At 62.7% G+C, this 16,147-nt stretch carries 16 protein-coding genes; 6 read left to right on the forward strand and 10 right to left on the reverse strand.

Annotation, left to right across the window (positions count from 1 at the left end):
* Positions 1–164: 164 nt before the first annotated feature.
* A complete protein-coding gene (locus J2857_RS05120; RefSeq protein WP_210008930.1) occupies positions 165–1,610 on the forward strand; it encodes a hypothetical protein in 1,446 nt (481 codons plus the stop codon).
* A gap of 136 nt (positions 1,611–1,746) precedes the next feature.
* Positions 1,747–3,810: a putative bifunctional diguanylate cyclase/phosphodiesterase gene (locus tag J2857_RS05125; protein WP_210008931.1), complete on the forward strand. Its 2,064-nt coding sequence runs from the start codon at positions 1,747–1,749 to the stop codon at positions 3,808–3,810.
* A 10-nt stretch (positions 3,811–3,820) separates the two neighbouring features.
* Here J2857_RS05125 and J2857_RS05130 read toward each other — a convergent pair whose 3' ends face one another.
* The 8 genes from J2857_RS05130 to lgt form a co-directional block, all read right to left on the reverse strand.
* The gene (locus J2857_RS05130; protein ID WP_037076303.1) at positions 3,821–4,078 is read right to left on the reverse strand and encodes a hypothetical protein; all 258 of its coding nucleotides are present in this window, start codon (positions 4,076–4,078) and stop codon (positions 3,821–3,823) included.
* Positions 4,079–4,192: 114 nt separating this feature from the next.
* Entirely contained in the window at positions 4,193–4,654 is a 462-nt protein-coding gene (locus J2857_RS05135; RefSeq protein WP_210008932.1) for a Kazal-type serine protease inhibitor family protein, read from the reverse strand.
* A gap of 62 nt (positions 4,655–4,716) precedes the next feature.
* Positions 4,717–5,649 carry a ribose-phosphate pyrophosphokinase gene (locus J2857_RS05140; protein WP_210008933.1) on the reverse strand — a complete coding sequence of 311 codons (933 nt, stop codon included), beginning with the start codon at positions 5,647–5,649 and terminating at the stop codon, positions 4,717–4,719.
* A gap of 150 nt (positions 5,650–5,799) precedes the next feature.
* The gene (locus J2857_RS05145; RefSeq protein WP_210008934.1) at positions 5,800–6,570 is read right to left on the reverse strand and encodes a hypothetical protein; all 771 of its coding nucleotides are present in this window, start codon (positions 6,568–6,570) and stop codon (positions 5,800–5,802) included.
* A gap of 81 nt (positions 6,571–6,651) precedes the next feature.
* Positions 6,652–7,803, reverse strand: coding sequence for a M24 family metallopeptidase (locus tag J2857_RS05150; protein WP_210008935.1), 1,152 nt, complete (start codon positions 7,801–7,803; stop codon positions 6,652–6,654).
* 1 nt (position 7,804) lies between these two features.
* The gene (gene pgeF / locus J2857_RS05155) at positions 7,805–8,599 is read right to left on the reverse strand and encodes a peptidoglycan editing factor PgeF (protein WP_210008936.1); all 795 of its coding nucleotides are present in this window, start codon (positions 8,597–8,599) and stop codon (positions 7,805–7,807) included.
* A 356-nt stretch (positions 8,600–8,955) separates the two neighbouring features.
* Entirely contained in the window at positions 8,956–10,056 is a 1,101-nt protein-coding gene (locus tag J2857_RS05160) for a class I SAM-dependent methyltransferase (protein ID WP_210008937.1), read from the reverse strand.
* Between the two features lie 15 nt (positions 10,057–10,071).
* Positions 10,072–10,929 (reverse strand): prolipoprotein diacylglyceryl transferase, encoded by an 858-nt coding sequence (gene lgt, locus J2857_RS05165; RefSeq protein ID WP_373426836.1) that lies wholly within the window; start codon positions 10,927–10,929, stop codon positions 10,072–10,074.
* Positions 10,930–11,150: 221 nt separating this feature from the next.
* Here lgt and J2857_RS05170 point away from each other — a divergent pair, with 221 nt between their 5' ends.
* The 4 genes from J2857_RS05170 (at position 11,151) to J2857_RS05185 (ending at position 14,094) form a co-directional block, all read left to right on the forward strand.
* Positions 11,151–11,405 (forward strand): accessory factor UbiK family protein, encoded by a 255-nt coding sequence (locus J2857_RS05170; RefSeq protein WP_037076291.1) that lies wholly within the window; start codon positions 11,151–11,153, stop codon positions 11,403–11,405.
* 1,018 nt (positions 11,406–12,423) lie between these two features.
* Entirely contained in the window at positions 12,424–12,924 is a 501-nt protein-coding gene (locus tag J2857_RS05175; RefSeq protein WP_046631097.1) for a YbjN domain-containing protein, read from the forward strand.
* On the forward strand, positions 12,924–13,742 hold the full coding sequence (gene proC, locus J2857_RS05180; RefSeq protein ID WP_210008939.1) for a pyrroline-5-carboxylate reductase: 819 nt from the start codon (positions 12,924–12,926) through the stop codon (positions 13,740–13,742). Before J2857_RS05175 ends, proC begins: the two co-directional genes overlap by 1 nt.
* A gap of 10 nt (positions 13,743–13,752) precedes the next feature.
* On the forward strand, positions 13,753–14,094 hold the full coding sequence (locus J2857_RS05185) for a tRNA-binding protein (RefSeq protein ID WP_210008940.1): 342 nt from the start codon (positions 13,753–13,755) through the stop codon (positions 14,092–14,094).
* A 45-nt stretch (positions 14,095–14,139) separates the two neighbouring features.
* On the opposite strand, the gene J2857_RS05190 is transcribed toward J2857_RS05185, so the two are convergent.
* Both J2857_RS05190 and J2857_RS05195 read right to left on the reverse strand, forming a co-directional pair.
* Positions 14,140–14,721 (reverse strand): DUF1349 domain-containing protein, encoded by a 582-nt coding sequence (locus J2857_RS05190; protein ID WP_210008941.1) that lies wholly within the window; start codon positions 14,719–14,721, stop codon positions 14,140–14,142.
* 19 nt (positions 14,722–14,740) lie between these two features.
* On the reverse strand, positions 14,741–16,120 hold the full coding sequence (locus tag J2857_RS05195; RefSeq protein ID WP_210008942.1) for an ATP-binding protein: 1,380 nt from the start codon (positions 16,118–16,120) through the stop codon (positions 14,741–14,743).
* Positions 16,121–16,147 lie beyond the last annotated feature (27 nt).

The following is a 16,147-nucleotide window of genomic DNA, read 5'->3' on the forward strand; positions in this document are numbered from 1 at the left end:
GCTTCATCCGCGTTGCCTCCAAGGGTGTCTACGCGGACGGGCGGGCTATAATACAACGATCGAGGATGTGCAAGCTTTTCGGCCTGAAAACAAAGGGCTTACGCTTGACTTCGGCGGCCCGTCTTCCAATTTGGTGCCCGTTTAACGAGGGAAGGGCTTGATTCATGAAACGGACTTTGATTGCGGCCAGTGTTATGGCTGCGTCCTGCGTATATCCGGTTGCGGCGGCTGAGATCAACGACAAGGGTGCCCGCACCCTCAAGGAAAGTCTCACCTACTTCCTGCCGGATACGGTCAGGTCCACGGGCTTCCTGACCGTCAAGCCGGCTGGCGAGCGCTACGAGATCAGCTACGATTTGGCCAAGCTCCTCAAGTCCGTCAAGAAGAAGGACTTCACGGTTTCCGGGCTGAAGCCGTTTTCGGTCTTCGCCGCGCCCCTCGACAACGGCCAGTGGAAGTTCAATAGCGACAGCGACATGAATTTCACCGTCAAGGGCAAGATGCCGGACGGCAAGCCGACCAACCTCAGCTATTCCGTCACCGACATGGTGTTCTCCGGCATTTTCGATCCGGCGATCAGCTATCTGCGCTCGGGCGAGGCGACGTCCGGCCCGATCCGCATGGTCTCGAAGAGCGGCGCGGAAGAGGTCGAGGCGAGCTTTGCCGGCATGAACTACTCACTGGCGTCTACGGCGAGTGCTGCAGCCGGCGGTACGGATTTCACCGGCAAGGGCTCGTTCCTGCGCTTCTACGAAAGGGTTGTGACGCCCGAAACTCCGCCGATACAGATCCGCGCCGAAAGCCTCGATTTCGACGTCGGTCTCCAAGGCGTGATGGCCGAAAAGCTCCGCAATCTCGTTGCTTTCGTGTTGGAACTCGTCAACGATGAAAAGCCCTCACAGGCCGAGATCGCCAAGCTCAAGGATCTCATCCGCGGCGCGATGCCGTTCTTCACGGCACTTTCGGAGAAGATCAGCTTCAAGCAGTTCACCGTGGCAAGTCCGATCGGCGATTTCGGCCTCAACAAGCTCGACTACACGTTCACGATGAGCGAGCCCGCCGCGGCAACCCGGATCGGCTTCGGCGCGCGCGTCGAGACTATCTCCACGCCCGCCGGCATCATCCCCCCGCTCTATGCCCAGCTGGTGCCGGACATGGCGGAAGTGGAGGTCGGGGTCGCGGACCTCAACTTCCAGCGTTTCATCGATACCTTCCTGGAAATCGATTTTTCCAATACCGGTCCGCTGCCGGACGCGGAGGGCGAGCGTCTCGGCAAGGCCTTCCTCAACGACGGACAACTGACCGTCGATTTCCCGCGGGTTGCCGCGAAATCCGCTCTCTACGATGTCGAAGCCTCCGGCAAGGTCAAGGGTTATCCGGACGAGAAGGACCGCTACACGCTCGAAACCTCGATCCTTGCCCGCGACATCGACAAGCTGATCCAGTATTTCCAGGCCGCCGCCAAGAGCGACCCCGAATTCAACCAGGTTTCATTCGCGATGATGATGGCGAAGGGCATGGCGAAGACCGAACCGGACGGCCGCCTGCGCTGGGACATCAAGTTCGAGGACGGCAAGAGCTTCAGCGTGAACGGGCAGCCGATTCAATGATCTGACGACACCTATCCTTTTTGGTGCCGGCCTCGCTTTTGCCAGTCAGCCGGCATTTACCATTCCAAGGAACGTTTCGCACATGTTTCGCTGCTAGAACTTCTCGACCAAACCAGTTGATAAGTAACGGGCTTTCATGTTTCGCGTTTTCTCCTGCATCTTCGTCGAGCACGACCTTCGTTATATCGCCTGCGCAGTTCTGATCTGCATGGCGGGGTCCTTCCTGACCATCCGGCTTTTTTCCCGGGCTCGGACGGGGAGCGGGATCGAGAAGGTCATCTGGCTTTTCCTGGCAGGCTTCATGGGGGGATCGGCCACCTGGACGACCCATTTCCTGGCCATGCTCGGTTATCTCCCGGGCGGGCAGGCGGGATATGAACCGGCTCAAACGCTTTTGTCTTTCGTGATCGCGGTCGCGACCGCAACGATCGGGCTCAGCGTAGCGAGCTATGGCGGCCGGTCCGTGCTCGCGGAAGCCGGCGGCATAGTCCTGGGGCTCGGTATCGCCGCAATGCACTACACGGGCATGGCCGCCTACGACGTGCAGGGCGTCATCGAGTGGGACCGTTCCTACGTGATCGCCTCGCTGATCTTCGCGGCGCTGTTCGGTGCGCTCGCGACCAATCGGGCTATACGTCCGATGACGCGATTCTGCAAATACAGCTCCGTGCTGGCGATGATCGTGGCGATCGCCTCGACCCATTTCACCGGCATGGGCGCGATGGAGGTCATCCTCGATCCCAGCGCCGTGCTGCAGAACGAGGTCGTTCCGCCGATCGTGCTCGGCTTCGGCGTGTTGTCGCTGATGCTGATCCTGCTGGCGCTGACGGCGGCCACCTACCTGATCGATGCCCGCACGACCCAGGCAGCCGTCGAGCAGTACCGCCACCTTTCCCTGCACGACGCGCTGACCGGCCTTGCCAATCGCGCCGCCTTCAACGAGCAAATCGCCGATATCGCTGCCCGTCCGGTTGACCTGGCCGTTCGCATCGCGGTGCTTTCCTTCGATCTCAATCGCTTCAAGGAGATCAATGACGTCCACGGCCATGCGGCAGGCGACGAGGTGCTGCGCGCAATCGGCGGGCGGCTTGCCCAGGCCGCTGGCGAGGGCGAGTTCATTGCCCGGGTCGGCGGCGACGAGTTCGTCGCGCTGAAACATATGTACTACAAGCGATCCGACGCGATGCTGCTTGCCAATCGGCTGCTTGCAGAAATCTGCAGGCCGATCGAATGGAACGGGAATACGCTGACGGTCGGCTCGAGTGTCGGGATCGCGCTCTATCCCGGCGAAGCAAAGACGGTCGACGATCTCCTGGCACAGGCGGACGTCGCCATGTACCGCGCCAAGCAATCCGGCGACAACATGATCTGCTTCTACGACTCTTCGATGGACCAGGCCGCCCGCGAACGCAACGCGCTCGCCATGGACATGCGCTCGGGGCTCGTGGCAGGGCAGTTCGAACTCTATTACCAGCTGCAGAACGATACGTTTTCGGGAGAGGTGGTCGGCTTCGAGGTCCTGCTGCGCTGGAACCATCCGGTACGGGGCCTGGTCCCTCCCGGCGAATTCATTCCGATCGCGGAGCGCACCGGCTTCATCGTCGAGCTCGGTGATTGGGTGCTCCGGAACGCCTGCGTGGAGGCGGCAACCTGGAAGAAGCCGTTCGGCATTGCCGTCAACGTCGCCGCCCAGCAGCTTGCTGATCCGAAATTCCCGACGAGGGTGCGCGATATCCTCAGGGAGACAGGGCTCAGCGCTGGCCGACTCGAGCTGGAGATCACCGAATCCGGCATCATCGCCGATCATCAGCGGGCGCTTCAGACCGTCCGCCACCTGAAGAGCCTCGGCGTCAAGATCGCCATGGACGACTACGGCACCGGTTATTCGTCGCTTTCGACGCTGATGTCCTTCCCGTTCGACAAGATCAAGATCGACCGGACTTTCGTCGACGGGCTCTCCAGCAATGAACAGTCGGCGGCGATCGTGCGCTCGACTCTGATCCTTGCCTCAAGCCTCCACATCCCGGTGCTTGCGGAAGGGGTGGAGACCGATGCGCACATCGCCTTCCTGCGCAGGGAAGGCTGCATGCAGGTCCAGGGCTACCTTTTCGGCAAGCCCGGTCCACGGGCGGGGATCGAGCACATCGTCAATGGCGAGATCGAGGACGAGATCATCCTGCCGGCTACCAAGGTCGCCTGAACCCCGCGCGTCAGCGCCGGGGTTCGCCCCCCGGCGCATAGACCGTCTTCTGCTCGAAACGAAACTTGTGGCCGCACTGGCTGCAGCGGATCATGTATTTACGCGGATCGGTCGAGGCGAATTCCGTCAGGAAGCCTTTCGGCAGCTCGTCGATGCGAAAATCGCGATTGCCCTGCCGCCTGTCGTCGGTCTCGGAAACCTCGGCAAAACCGACATTGCCGCACTGGGAACATTCGAGCTTTCGGGAATAGCGGTCGCGTGCGGCCATGCTTGTCTCCTTCTTCGGGGGGCCTTCTAGCCGAAGCTCCGGCACAAAGCAAAACGCCGGAACCAGGTTCCGGCGTTTTCCATCGAGGATTTACCGTTGCTTCAAGCCGGTCGTCTAGCGGCGGCACTCGCCGGATGCGACGACGCCGAAGCCGGCGTTCGCCGCCTCGCAGGCATTCGGGAACGTCTGGGTACGTCCACCCTGCTGGCCGCAGACGGGGCGGTATTCCCGTGTGCAGAAGCGGGGTTGCTCTGGCCTTCCGGGACGGCCCGGCTGGTTCCAGTCCGGGCGATCCGGCCGGTCCGGACGACCGGGCCTGCCGGGTTGGTTCCAGTCCGGGCGGTCGGGTCTCTGCGGGCGATCCCAGTCGGGACGGTCTGGCCTGCCGGGGCGGTCCGGAATTCCGGGGCGGTCCCAATCGGGGCGATCAGGCCTTTGAGGACGGTTCCAGTCCGGCCGCGGCCGTTCCGGCGGATAATAGCCGCCGGGCCTGCTGCCGCCATCGACGCAGGCCGACAGCAGCGGAATAAGTAGGAAAATGGCCAGTTTCTTCGACAGGCCAATCAAGGAAGACATTGCGACTCACCCTCAGTTTGAGTTCGGGGCGAGTCTATCCAAATACTTGTGACAGAAGAAGGTCAGTCGAACAGGCTGGAGACCGAGGATTCCATCGCCGTGCGGTTGATCGCTTCGCCGAGCAGGTTGGCGGTAGTGATGACCCGGATATTGTGCGCCGACTGGACCGCCGTGGTCGGCTGGATCGAGTCGGTGATCACCAGCTCCTTGAGCTTGGAAGCGGCGATGCGGGCGACCGCGCCGCCCGAGAGCACGCCATGGGTGATATAGGCGGTGACGCTGGTGGCGCCGTGGTTCAGAAGCGCTTCGGCCGCGTTGCAGAGCGTGCCGCCGGAATCGACGATGTCGTCGATCAGCAGGCAGTCCTTGCCGTCGACCTCGCCGATGACGTTCATCACCTCGGACTCGCCGGCGCGTTCGCGGCGCTTGTCGACGATCGCCAGCTGACAGTCGATGCGCTTGGCAAGCGCACGGGCGCGCACCACGCCGCCGACGTCGGGCGAGACGACCATGACGTTGTTGAGGTCGTAGTGTTCCTTGACGTCACGGGCGAGAACCGGCACCGCAAAGAGATTGTCGGTGGGGATATCGAAGAACCCCTGGATCTGACCGGCATGCAGGTCGAGCGTCAGGACGCGGTCGGCGCCGGCCTCGGTGATCAGGTTGGCGACGAGCTTTGCCGAGATCGGCGTGCGGGGGCCGGCCTTGCGGTCCTGGCGGGCGTAGCCGAAATAGGGGAGGACAGCGGTGATGCGCTTGGCCGACGACCGACGGAAGGCGTCGATCATGATCAGCAGTTCCATCAGGTGGTCGTTGGTCGGGAATGACGTGGACTGGATGATGAAGACATCCTCGCCGCGCACGTTTTCCTGAATTTCAACGAAGATTTCCTGGTCTGCAAATCGCCTGACACTGGCTTTTCCGACTGGAACATTAAGATAGCTGCAGATCGCGTCGGCAAGATGCCGGTTCGAATTGCCTGCGAAAACCTTCATTGCGGTCCGCCTGTTTTGAAGCTGGATGCGGGCCTTTTACCGCCGCGGCCTTCGAATGCAAGTGCGTTTCTTACCCGCTCACTCTTTTTTATGAAGAAACTGTGACCCGTGGCTTTTGAGGTTCAGTAAAGGATAGGTCTCCCGGACCGCTCAGCCTCGGGACTGGCGCCATGCCACATAATCCTGGATCGTCTTGGCGGCGATGGTCTCCATGGTCGAAGCCGGCACCGAAGTCCAGGGGTCCTGGCCGCTGCCGGGCACGCTTTCCTGGCCCTGCATGCGGTGCAGCCGGGCGCCGGACCCGTCGAGGATATCCCAGACATAGACGATGGTGACCTTGCCGCCGTCGGAGAAGGCGGAGAAATAGCCTTTGAGGATGTGCTCGGTGCTGTTGTCGCTCGACGGACGGATCGTCAGCCCGTTGGCGCGGGCCTGGGCGCCGAGCTGGCGCGACAGCGGCGTCACCGCCTGGACCGGGGCGCCGATGATCGGCAGGAAGCGGACCGTCGGGCCGGATGCGGGTAGCAGCGAGGCGCTCTGCTGCTGACGGGATTGCTGCTGCTGGGGCGCAGCCGCTGGCTGCTGCGCCTGAGGTTGCTGCATGATCTGTTGCTGGCCCTGGCTTTCCTGTCCCTCCCATTGCGGCGGGGCGCCGGAGGAGGAGGGCGAGACGGCGCTGCCGGATTCCAGCGCCCGCGCCTGGGCCTCGAGCGTGTTCTGAGGGCCGGAGCGATATCCGCCGCTATAGGTTTCCGGCTGCGCGGAGCTGGCCATGCGGTCGGTTTCGGCCTGGGTCACCGGCGAGGAGGCCCGCGCGCCGCCACCGACATTCGCCTGCGGGGTCAATGCTTCCGTCGTGTTGCAGGAGGCAAGCACGACCGCCAGCAGGGCAGCGGACAGCAATGTTCCGAAAAGCCGCATGCCCGTCTCCTGCCTCAGATTCCTCGGCCGGAGCTTAGGGTTGGCGTTCCCAACCTGTCAATCGCCTGATTTTTGCGGCATTCAGCGCTGAATGAGCTCCAGGGTGTGGCGGGAAAGTGGCTGTGGATCGCCTTCGGTCGTCAGGTAGGTGTGGCCGAGGGTCATGGCGGCGCCGCTGTCGGAATCCATGATGATCATGTGCACGAACAGCGTCATGTCCGGCAGAATTTCCTGCGGATTGCCGAAGTGGAACATCTGGTGCTCCATCCAGGAGGGCGAGAAACGCGCGCCGAGCGAATAACCGCAGGCGTTGAGGCGGTGACGCGACAGGCCGCGCTCGTCGAGGATGCGGGCATGGGTGTCGAACACGTCGCCGAAAGTCTGGCCGGGCCGCAGAACCTCCTCGATCGCCGTGATGGTTTCGAGGCATGCCTTGTGAAGCTCGCGGTGACGAGGCGACGGTTCGCCGACGATGACCGTGCGCATCATCGCCGCGTGGTAATGCGCGGCCGCGCCCGCCCATTCGAGCGTCAGCTGGTCGGTCGCGTCGAGCTTGCGGCGCCCGGCCTTGTAGCGGCAGAGCAGCGCGTCGACGCCGGAGCCGATGATGAATTCGTTGGCCGGATAGTCTCCGCCTCCGAGAAAGACCGCGCCCTGCATGGCGGCGAGGATTTCCGCCTCGTCGCCACCGGCCTTGATCAGCGGCAGCGCCGCATCGAGCGCGTCGTCGGCAAGCTTGGCGGCACGGCGGGCAAAGGCGATTTCGGCCGGGCTTTTGACGAGGCGCAGCGTGCTGACCAGGTAGGAGGCATCGCTGATCTGGCCGAAGGTGCCAAGCTGGTTGTCGATGAGGCGGGCGACGCGCCCGGTCATGCCGTGGGTATCGTATTCGACGCCGATCCTGGCGCCGAGCAGGTCCATGTCGCTCAACAGGTTCTTGAGGTCGAGGGTCGGGTCGGCATTCACCCGATCCACCCAAACGACGATGTTCTCGACGATCGAGGTATGGCGGGCCTGGCGCAGGTCGGCGGAGCGGGTGAGCAGCGTCATGGCCCCGTCCGCCTTGACGATCAGGGTCTGGAAAAAGCAGTAGCCGAACGTGTCGTAGCCGGTCAGCCAGTACATGCTTTCCTGGGCGAAGATCAAAAGCGCGTCCAGCTTGTCGGCGCGCATCTTTTCCGTCAGCCGCGTCAGCCGGTCGGCGTATTCGCTCCTCTCGAAATGCAGTGCCATATCAATTCTCCCGAAGTGCGATTGCTGAAATCTGACGGCCGTAATCCGGCTCTTTGGCATGGGTGGTGCGGCGGTAGGAATAGAACCGTTCCGCATCCGGATAGGTATCGAGACCGAGGCTTTCGGCCCGCACGCCCGATGCCCTCAACCGGTTGATGGTCAGCGACGGCAGGTCGAACATAGAATGCCCCGGGTTCGATGACGGTGTGAAGAAAGCCTCGTAGGAGGGATCGTGGCTCAGGAACCGTTCGACGAATTCCGGGCCGACCTCGTAACTCGCCGGACCGATTGAAGGGCCGAGAACGGCGGTGATGTTTTCGCGCGCGGCGCCCAGCGAGAGCATCGCCTCGATGGTGTTCTCGAGCACGCCGGTCAGCGCGCCCTTCCAGCCGGCATGGGCAGCCCCGATCACGCCGTTCTCGCCGTCGGCAAACAGGATCGGGCCGCAGTCCGCCGCAAGCACGCCGAGCGCCACGCCCGGCATGCTCGTCACCATCGCGTCGACTTTAGGCCGCTCGCCGGCATAGGTCTCGTCGACGACGAAGACATCGGGAGAATGGACCTGGTGCACGGTCGCAAGCTTTTCGAGCGGCAGGCCGAACCAGGCAGCAACACGGGCGCGGTTCTCGGTGACCCTCTCGCGGTCGTCGTCCGATCCGATACCGACATTGAGGCCGGCATAGAGGCCTTGCGAAACGCCTCCCTTGCGGGTGAAGAAACCGTGGCGGATACGGGCGCCGGCCCTGTCGTTCAACAGGGGGCTTTCGATCGGCTCCGGCAAGGGTCTATCCGGCATCGGCGGTTTCTATCCTGTTGATTTGAAGGGGTTTTGTGCAAGCTTTTCGAAATACGCCTGCTGCTTCGATCTAGGGCGAGAGTGGCGCAAGAAAAGGGCGGATGTCAATCGGGGACAGGTGCAAGAAGATGTGGCAATGGGAGCGGCTTACCCCTCACCAACAAAATCTAAGACTTAGCCGTTGGCTAAGATCCTGATTTTGTAACCTCTCCCGCCAAGGGAGAGGTAGACTCGCGGGAGGGCGCGGCATCTTTATCTCTCTCCTTGAGGGAAAAATAGTAATTTCAACACTTTAGCTTTAGTTGGGTGTTGGAAATTGCAAGTGAAGTGGTGGCGGTGGCGCCCAAGTATCCCTCTCACCCCACCGCCCGGAACGGCATCAGGCTCAAGGCCGGGCTCGATACCGCGATGACCTTGAAGAGTTGGCCCATCTTGCCGGCACCTTCGCCGGCCAGCCGGTCCACGGCGGCGGCGATCAGGCGTTGCTCGGGGGGCTCCTTGTCCTTGGCGAGCGCGGTGGCGCGTTCGGCGAGGCCGAGGCCGAACAGGAAGTCGCCTTGATGCAGGGCGCCGTTCAGGTGCACGCCCACGGAGACCGCAATACGCGCCAGGTCCTCGAAGTCCACATGGCTGGTCAGATCCGCTTCGCCCGGATGTTCGAGCGGCGGATCGTAGTCATGGTAACGGATGGCCTGCAGCGTGTCGCCGAAACCGGTGACCAGATGGCCGTAGTCGATGATCAAGGCAGTGCCGCCGAAGGTTCGCAGGCGTTCGCACAGCGTCAGCATGACGGCCTGCCGGGCCGGTGACAGTTCGAAGATGGTGCCGTCGGGAATGCCGGCGACGGGTGAGGGCAGCAGCTGCGGATCGAGCGTCGCGACGCCTGCGGCAAAGCCGAGTTCGTCCTCGGCGGTCAAGCCGACGAGGCGTTCGCGAAAGCCGGTCGGCGTCTTGACGAACTGGCGGATCGGGATCGCGTCGAACAGCTCGTTGGCGGCGATCAGCGTAAATCCTTCGGGGACTTCCTCGAAACTGTCGTGCCAGGAGATCTTGGTGGAGAAGGCCTCGAGCGTGATGCGCTGGACGCCGCGCAGGCGCTCGCTGGTCTCGACCAGATGCACGTGCAGGTCTTCGAAAAACCGCGGCGCGATGCGTTTGATCACCCGCAGCATGTCGGCCATCATCGTGCCGCGGCCAGGGCCGATCTCCACCAGCCTCACGCCGGTGGGCGTGCCGTGCTGCTGCCAGGCATGCACCATGAAGACGCCGATCATCTCGCCGAACAGCTGGCTGATCTCCGGCGCGGTGATGAAGTCGCCGTGACGGCCGAAGGGCTCGCGGGTGCGATAATAACCGTATTCCGGATCGGCGAGGCAGAGCGCGAAATAGTCGGTCACGCTGATCGGGCCGTTGGCGCGGATCAGGGTCTTGATCTTTTCGGTGAGGGGGGTGCTCAACGGGCGCGTCTCCCCTCAAGCCTTCGCCGCGGACGTTACCGCCGCGCGGGCACGGACAATGGCCCAGAGGCCGGCCGCGATCATCGGCAGCGACAGTACCATGCCCATGGTCAGCCAGTTGGTGCCGAGCAGGTAACCCAGTTGCGCATCCGGTTGGCGAAAGAATTCCACGAAGATGCGGCAGAGCGCGTAGCCGACGACGAAGGTGCCGGAGATCGTGCCCGGCACCTTCAGCGCGCGGAAGACGTAGATCATCAACGCCAGCACGAGAACCATGACGATGCCCTCCAGCCCGGCCTCGTAGAGCTGGCTCGGATGGCGCGGAACTTCTTCCGCCGGGCAGAACATGTGAAGCTGCCGCAGGCGATCGTTGCAGAACACGACGCCCCAGGGCATGTCGGTCTTGGCACCCCAGAGTTCGCCGTTGATGAAATTGGCGATGCGGCCGAAGAACAGGCCGAAGGGCACGACCGCGGCGACCGTATCGAACATGCTCCAGACGGGAATGGCGTTGCGACGGGCGAAGATGATCATCGCGATCGTCGCGCCGATGAAGCCGCCATGGAAGGACATGCCGCCGTTCCAGATTTCGATCGCGCGGATGGGGTTCTGCACCACGGACGCCAGGTCGTAGAACAGGATATAGCCGATGCGGCCGCCGAGCACGATGCCGGCGGCGACCCAGACGAGGAAATCGTCGAGCTGGGTGGCCGTGATCGGCGACTGACCGTCTCTCCACAACGAAGCGTTCGCTGCCAGCCGGCGCGCATAAAACCAGCCGAGCATGATGCCGGCGACATAGGCGAGCCCATACCAATGGACAGCCAGCGGTCCGATGGAGAAGGCCACCGGATCGATATTCGGGAACGGCATCAGAGCGAAAAGATGAAGCGCTTCGTACAAGTTACAGGGTTCCCACCTAACGGTATTGCGCGGAACATGGCGTTGCGGCCATCGACGGTCAAGGTGAATCTAAGCGAGTGCTCATGCTAACGGTGGATGATGCTTGCAAGCGGCCCGCACAGGCCCTACTTGATCCCTATGGATATTCGCCGGCCCGGATTGCCGGCCAGACGATATGGGAGTTCAAAACCATGGCAACCGGCACGAACCGCATTCTCGACGATTTCGCGCGGCTGATGACCGATGCGGCCGGCGCTGCCCAGGGCGTGCGCAAGGAGGTCGAAACGGCATTCCATGCTCAGGCCGAGCGGTTTCTCAACAATATGGATGTCGTCAAGCGCGAGGAATTCGAGGCTGTCCGCGAAATGGCCGCCCGCGCCCGCGACGAGAACGAAGCGCTGAAGGCACGGATCGAAGCGCTGGAAGCGAAGCTTTCGGGGCAGTGATTTTCATCCGCCGGGATTGCCCCTCACCCTAACCCTCTCCTCGCAGGCGGGGCGAGGGGACGCGAAACGCTGGAGCGGGACGGAGAAGGCGCGGCATATCGCCTTTGCCCCGCGAATGGGGAAGGTGGCGGCCGGCGGATCAGGGACGGGCCACCGCTTGTTCGATCTGCACCGGCAAGCCCGGGAAGGCTGGCCCGAGGGGGGTGGTTTTTCCCTCGATCGGAAAATTCCCCCTCCAGATTTCAACGCCTTAACTCTTTTTCGCCCCTCAATTTTCCCCGCCTCTTCCTCCCATGCCTACAATCCCCCTGCTTCCGTCGCCGGAGTGTTTCGCGAGACGTTCGCGGGCAGGCGGGGGCCGGCGCCCTTATTGGAACCGTAACGTGCGGGGAAGGTGAGGGAGGTGAAAGCCATGGCGGCGATGTCTTCGGATGAAGCTGCCTATCAAGCCTCCCCCTGGCCGCCGGGCCGGGTTCGGATTGGCCGTGCAAGTGGCAAGGTTTCCCGAAAGGAAGCCGCGAACAAAGCCACGCAGTGGGGCAAGGTGATCACCTGTAGGGGCCGGAAGCCCTGACAAGACGCCGAAGGCCACGCGAATGCGGAGCCACCATTACAAAATCACATGAGGTTCCGCATTCGTGTGGGCTCTCCCAACGCACCGTGCCGAGCAGATTTTCGGCGCGGGCGCAGGTGTTGAAACCAAAAAAATGACGCCCTGTGGACACATTCAAAAAAGCCAGTGTCCAGAGTCGCTTATGACTCCGTTCTGATCTCCGTTGCGAACAAGTTTAACGATTTGCCCATGTAAAAACCGAGGGAGGGGCTGGCAGGCGGACTCCGTCTAGGTACACTGATTTTAAAGGATGATTCGAAACGGCTTGGTAAGCTCCAGACAGGGTGACTGCGTTATTCTGGAAGCGTCGGACGATCATCGACAGTGTTGTTCCCGGTCAATTGTTCGCGTGTTTTGGCGTTTCACCGCACGAATTCGCATTCATCCCGGTCAAGAAGGTGCCGCATGACGCTTATGGAAATGGAAATCGAACGCCAGTCGAATCCGGTCGATATGATCGAATTCGTTGCTGCCTCGAACGATTGGACGTTCGAACGGTCGGGTGAGGATGAAATCGCCATGACCGTGGAAGGCCGCTGGACGGACTACCATGTTTCCTTCTCCTGGATGGAGGAGTTCGAGGCGCTGCATCTCGCCTGCGCTTTCGACATCAAGATCCCCGACGCCCGGGTCAACGAGGTCATCCGCCTGCTGAGCCACGTCAACGGCCAGGTGCTGATGGGTCATTTCGACGTATGGCGCCAGGAAGACGTGGTCATCTTCCGGCAGTCGCTGCTGCTGGCCGGCGGCGCGGAGCCCAACAACCAGCAGGTCGAAGTGCTGCTTTCGAGCGCTCTCGAAGCCTGCGAGTCCTATTACCAGGCGTTCCAGTTTGTCGTATGGTCGGGCATGGAGGCGAAGGCCGCCATGGAAGCCGTTCTGTTCGAAACCGTGGGCGAATGCTGATGGCCTTGGGTCATTTGGGATCCATCATCCTGATCGGCGCCGGCAATATGGGCGGCGCCATGCTGTCCGGCTGGCTGAAGAAGGGCGTGCCAGGCGCGTCCGTGACGGTGATCGATCCGTCGCCTTCGGACGCCATGAAGACGATGATCTCGGAAGCCGGCGCGCGTCATTTTGCGTCGGTGCCCGACGCTGCTTCCGCCGACATCCTGTTTCTCGCCGTCAAGCCGCAGCTGATGGATGCGGTCCTGCCGCCTTTGAAGTCTGTCGTCAGGCCCGGCACGGCGGTGGTTTCGGTGGCGGCCGGCAAGACGCTCGCCTATCTCGAAAAGCATCTCGGCGAAGCGGCCATGGTACGCGCCATGCCGAATACGCCGGCGATGATCGGCCGCGGCGTGACCGGCGCCTATGCCAATCCCAAGGTCACCGATGCCCAGCGCGAAGCGGTGCAATCCCTTCTCAAGGTCAGCGGGCCGGTGGAATGGGTTTCAAGCGAGGCGGATATCGATGCGGTAACCGCCGTTTCAGGCAGCGGTCCGGCCTATGTTTTCTATCTCGTGGAGTGCATGGCCGAAGCGGGCCGCAAAGCCGGCCTGCCGGCGGACCTCGCCATGCGGCTTGCTCGGGAAACTGTCTCGGGGGCTGGTGAGCTCCTCCACCAGTCCCCGGACGACGCTTCCAGGCTTCGCCAGAACGTTACGTCGCCGAACGGCACGACGGCTGCGGCGCTTGCCGTGCTGATGGCCGACGATGGCATGCAGCCGCTGTTCGACAAGGCGATCGCCGCCGCGCGCGACAGAGCCGAAGAACTCGGCGCTTGAGTGAGTTCGAATGGCTGAAGAGATTACCTATTCCGACTTCGAGCGCGTCGATATCCGCGTCGGCACGATCGTCGAGGTCGAGCCGTTTCCGGAAGCCCGCAAACCGGCGTTCAAGCTGAAGATCGATTTCGGCCCGGAGATCGGCGTCAAGAAATCCTCGGCGCAGATCACCGTGCATTATACGCCGGAAACGCTTGTCGGTCGGCAGGTGCTGGGCGTCGTCAACTTCCCGCCGAGGCAGATCGGGCCGTTCCGCTCGGAAGTGCTGACACTCGGCTTCGAGGACGAGAACGGCGCGATCGTGCTTGCCGCCGTCGAACAGCCGGTGCCGAACGGCCGGAAGCTGATGTAGCCGAGCGGCGGCGCGCCTCAACCCGTCTGATGGACTGTGGGATCGTCAGTGGATATCGCGGCTGTCGACCTCAGTGAGGTTGAACGACCGGAATTCCACCTCGAAGCCTTCACGCTGCGGCGAGCAGAAAGTCATGCCGACGGAGAGTTCGGTGAGCTCGGGCGGGAAGAACGCGAGCCGCGCCATGCGCCAGTCAGGCTGCACGTCGGTCCGGTACTGGACGAAGAGGGCGTCGCCCATGCGGGTGACGCGGACGGAGATTTCCTCGAAATCGTCGGTCAGGCGGAAGGCGGACCAGTCCGAATGGCCGTTGGTCACCACCACGCTGAAATGGCAGGCGCCGTCGGTGAATTCGACGCCGCATTTCATCCAGTGTTTTTCGTCATGACGGATCATCAGGCCGGCCTGGTCGTAGAGTGCCTGGTAGCGGCCGACGAAGGAGGTTTCGGCGGTGAAGTCGCCGCTTCGGGCCCTATGGAGGAAGTGGCCGCTGTCGCGGTGAAAGCCGTAATAGGTGCCCTGCCAGAAGTCGGTCTCGAAGCCGGAGCGGGCGACCAGACTGCCATTCTCCTCACGGCTTTCCGGCGGCGGGTTCAGCCAGGTCATCTGGGAAAGGTCTATCGGCATCGGTTCCTCGAAAGAATGATCAGGCGGGGACGCGCACGACGGCGCGCAGGCCGCCGCGGGGGCTGTCGGCGAGCGTGACATTGCCGCCATGGGCGCGGGCGATGTCGCGGGCGATCGCGAGGCCAAGTCCGGTTCCGGATGCGTTGAGGTTGCGGGCCTCGTCCAGGCGGTAGAACGGCTTGAAGACGTCCTCGCGCGATTGCGGCGGAATCCCCGGACCGTCGTCGTCCAGCGTCAGGGTCAACCATTTGGCGCTATGGCGTGCATCCACATGGAGCGTCCTGGCATAGCGCTCGCTGTTGGACACGAGGTTGCCGACCAGCCGGGCGAAGGCATTCGGCCGCACGGCGATCTCGTCCTCGCCGTCGATCTCGTAGGTCATGGTCTTGCCGTGCAGCGCGAATTCCGACCGGAGCTTTTCGAGCAGTTCGCTCAACCGCAGTTCGCCGAAATCTTCTTCCGCTTCGCCCTTGGCGAAGGCGAGATAACCTTCCAGCATCGACTGCATGTCGTCGACATCCTGGCTCATGCCCGCCAGTTCCGGCTTGTTGCCGGCGAGTGCCAGCTGCAGCTTGAAGCGGGTGAGGATGGTCCTCAGATCGTGGCTGATGCCGGCCAGCATGGCGGTACGTTGTTCCATCTGCCGCTCGATGCGCTCGCGCATCTGGATGAAGGCAAGGCCGGCGCGGCGGATTTCGTCAGCGCCGCGGGGAGCGAAACCATCGGTCTTCTGCCCCTTGCCGAAGCTTTCGGCGGCACGCGCAAGCGTCAGGATCGGCCGGATCTGGCCGCGCAGGAAAAGGATGGAGATGATCACCAGAACGAAGGCCGCCCCGATCATCCAGACCAGGAAGATATGGGTGTTCGAGGCATAGGTGGAGCCGCGGCGGACGAAGACGCGCAGCACCCTGGTATCGAACTTGATACGGATCTCGACAAGCCGGCTGTCTCCGATCGTGTCGATCCAGAAGGGCATCTGGATTTGGCGGGTGATCTGGTCGGCGAGGATATCGTCGAGGATCTCAAAGAAGGGGCGGGAGCGGGGCGGCGGGAGCTGGCCGTTTTCCTCGACTGCGATGGTGAGGTTCAGCGCGTCGCTGGCGATGCGGCTGATGGCATCATAATTGCTGTCCTGCGGATAGGCCTGGATCACCTCGATAATGCCGGCGATGTCGCGGACGGTGCCTTCCGACAGGCGTTCGGTGACCATCCGCCAGTGTCGTTCCATGAAGACGGAGGCGACGATACCCTGCAACAGCAACATCGGCAGGATGACAATCAGAAGCGAACGGGTGTAGAGGCCGGTCGGCAGGCGGCGGCGCAGCCAGCGGGTCATCGGGCGCCAGCCCGGCAAGGTGAGCCGGTCCATGTCGCGTTTCAGAGGGTCGAAAAGTGCCATCCTGCCTTCAGCCTGTGCCGGTCTCTC

The organism is Neorhizobium galegae (assembly GCF_017877055.1).
Taxonomy (GTDB): Bacteria; Pseudomonadota; Alphaproteobacteria; order Rhizobiales; family Rhizobiaceae; genus Neorhizobium; species Neorhizobium galegae_D.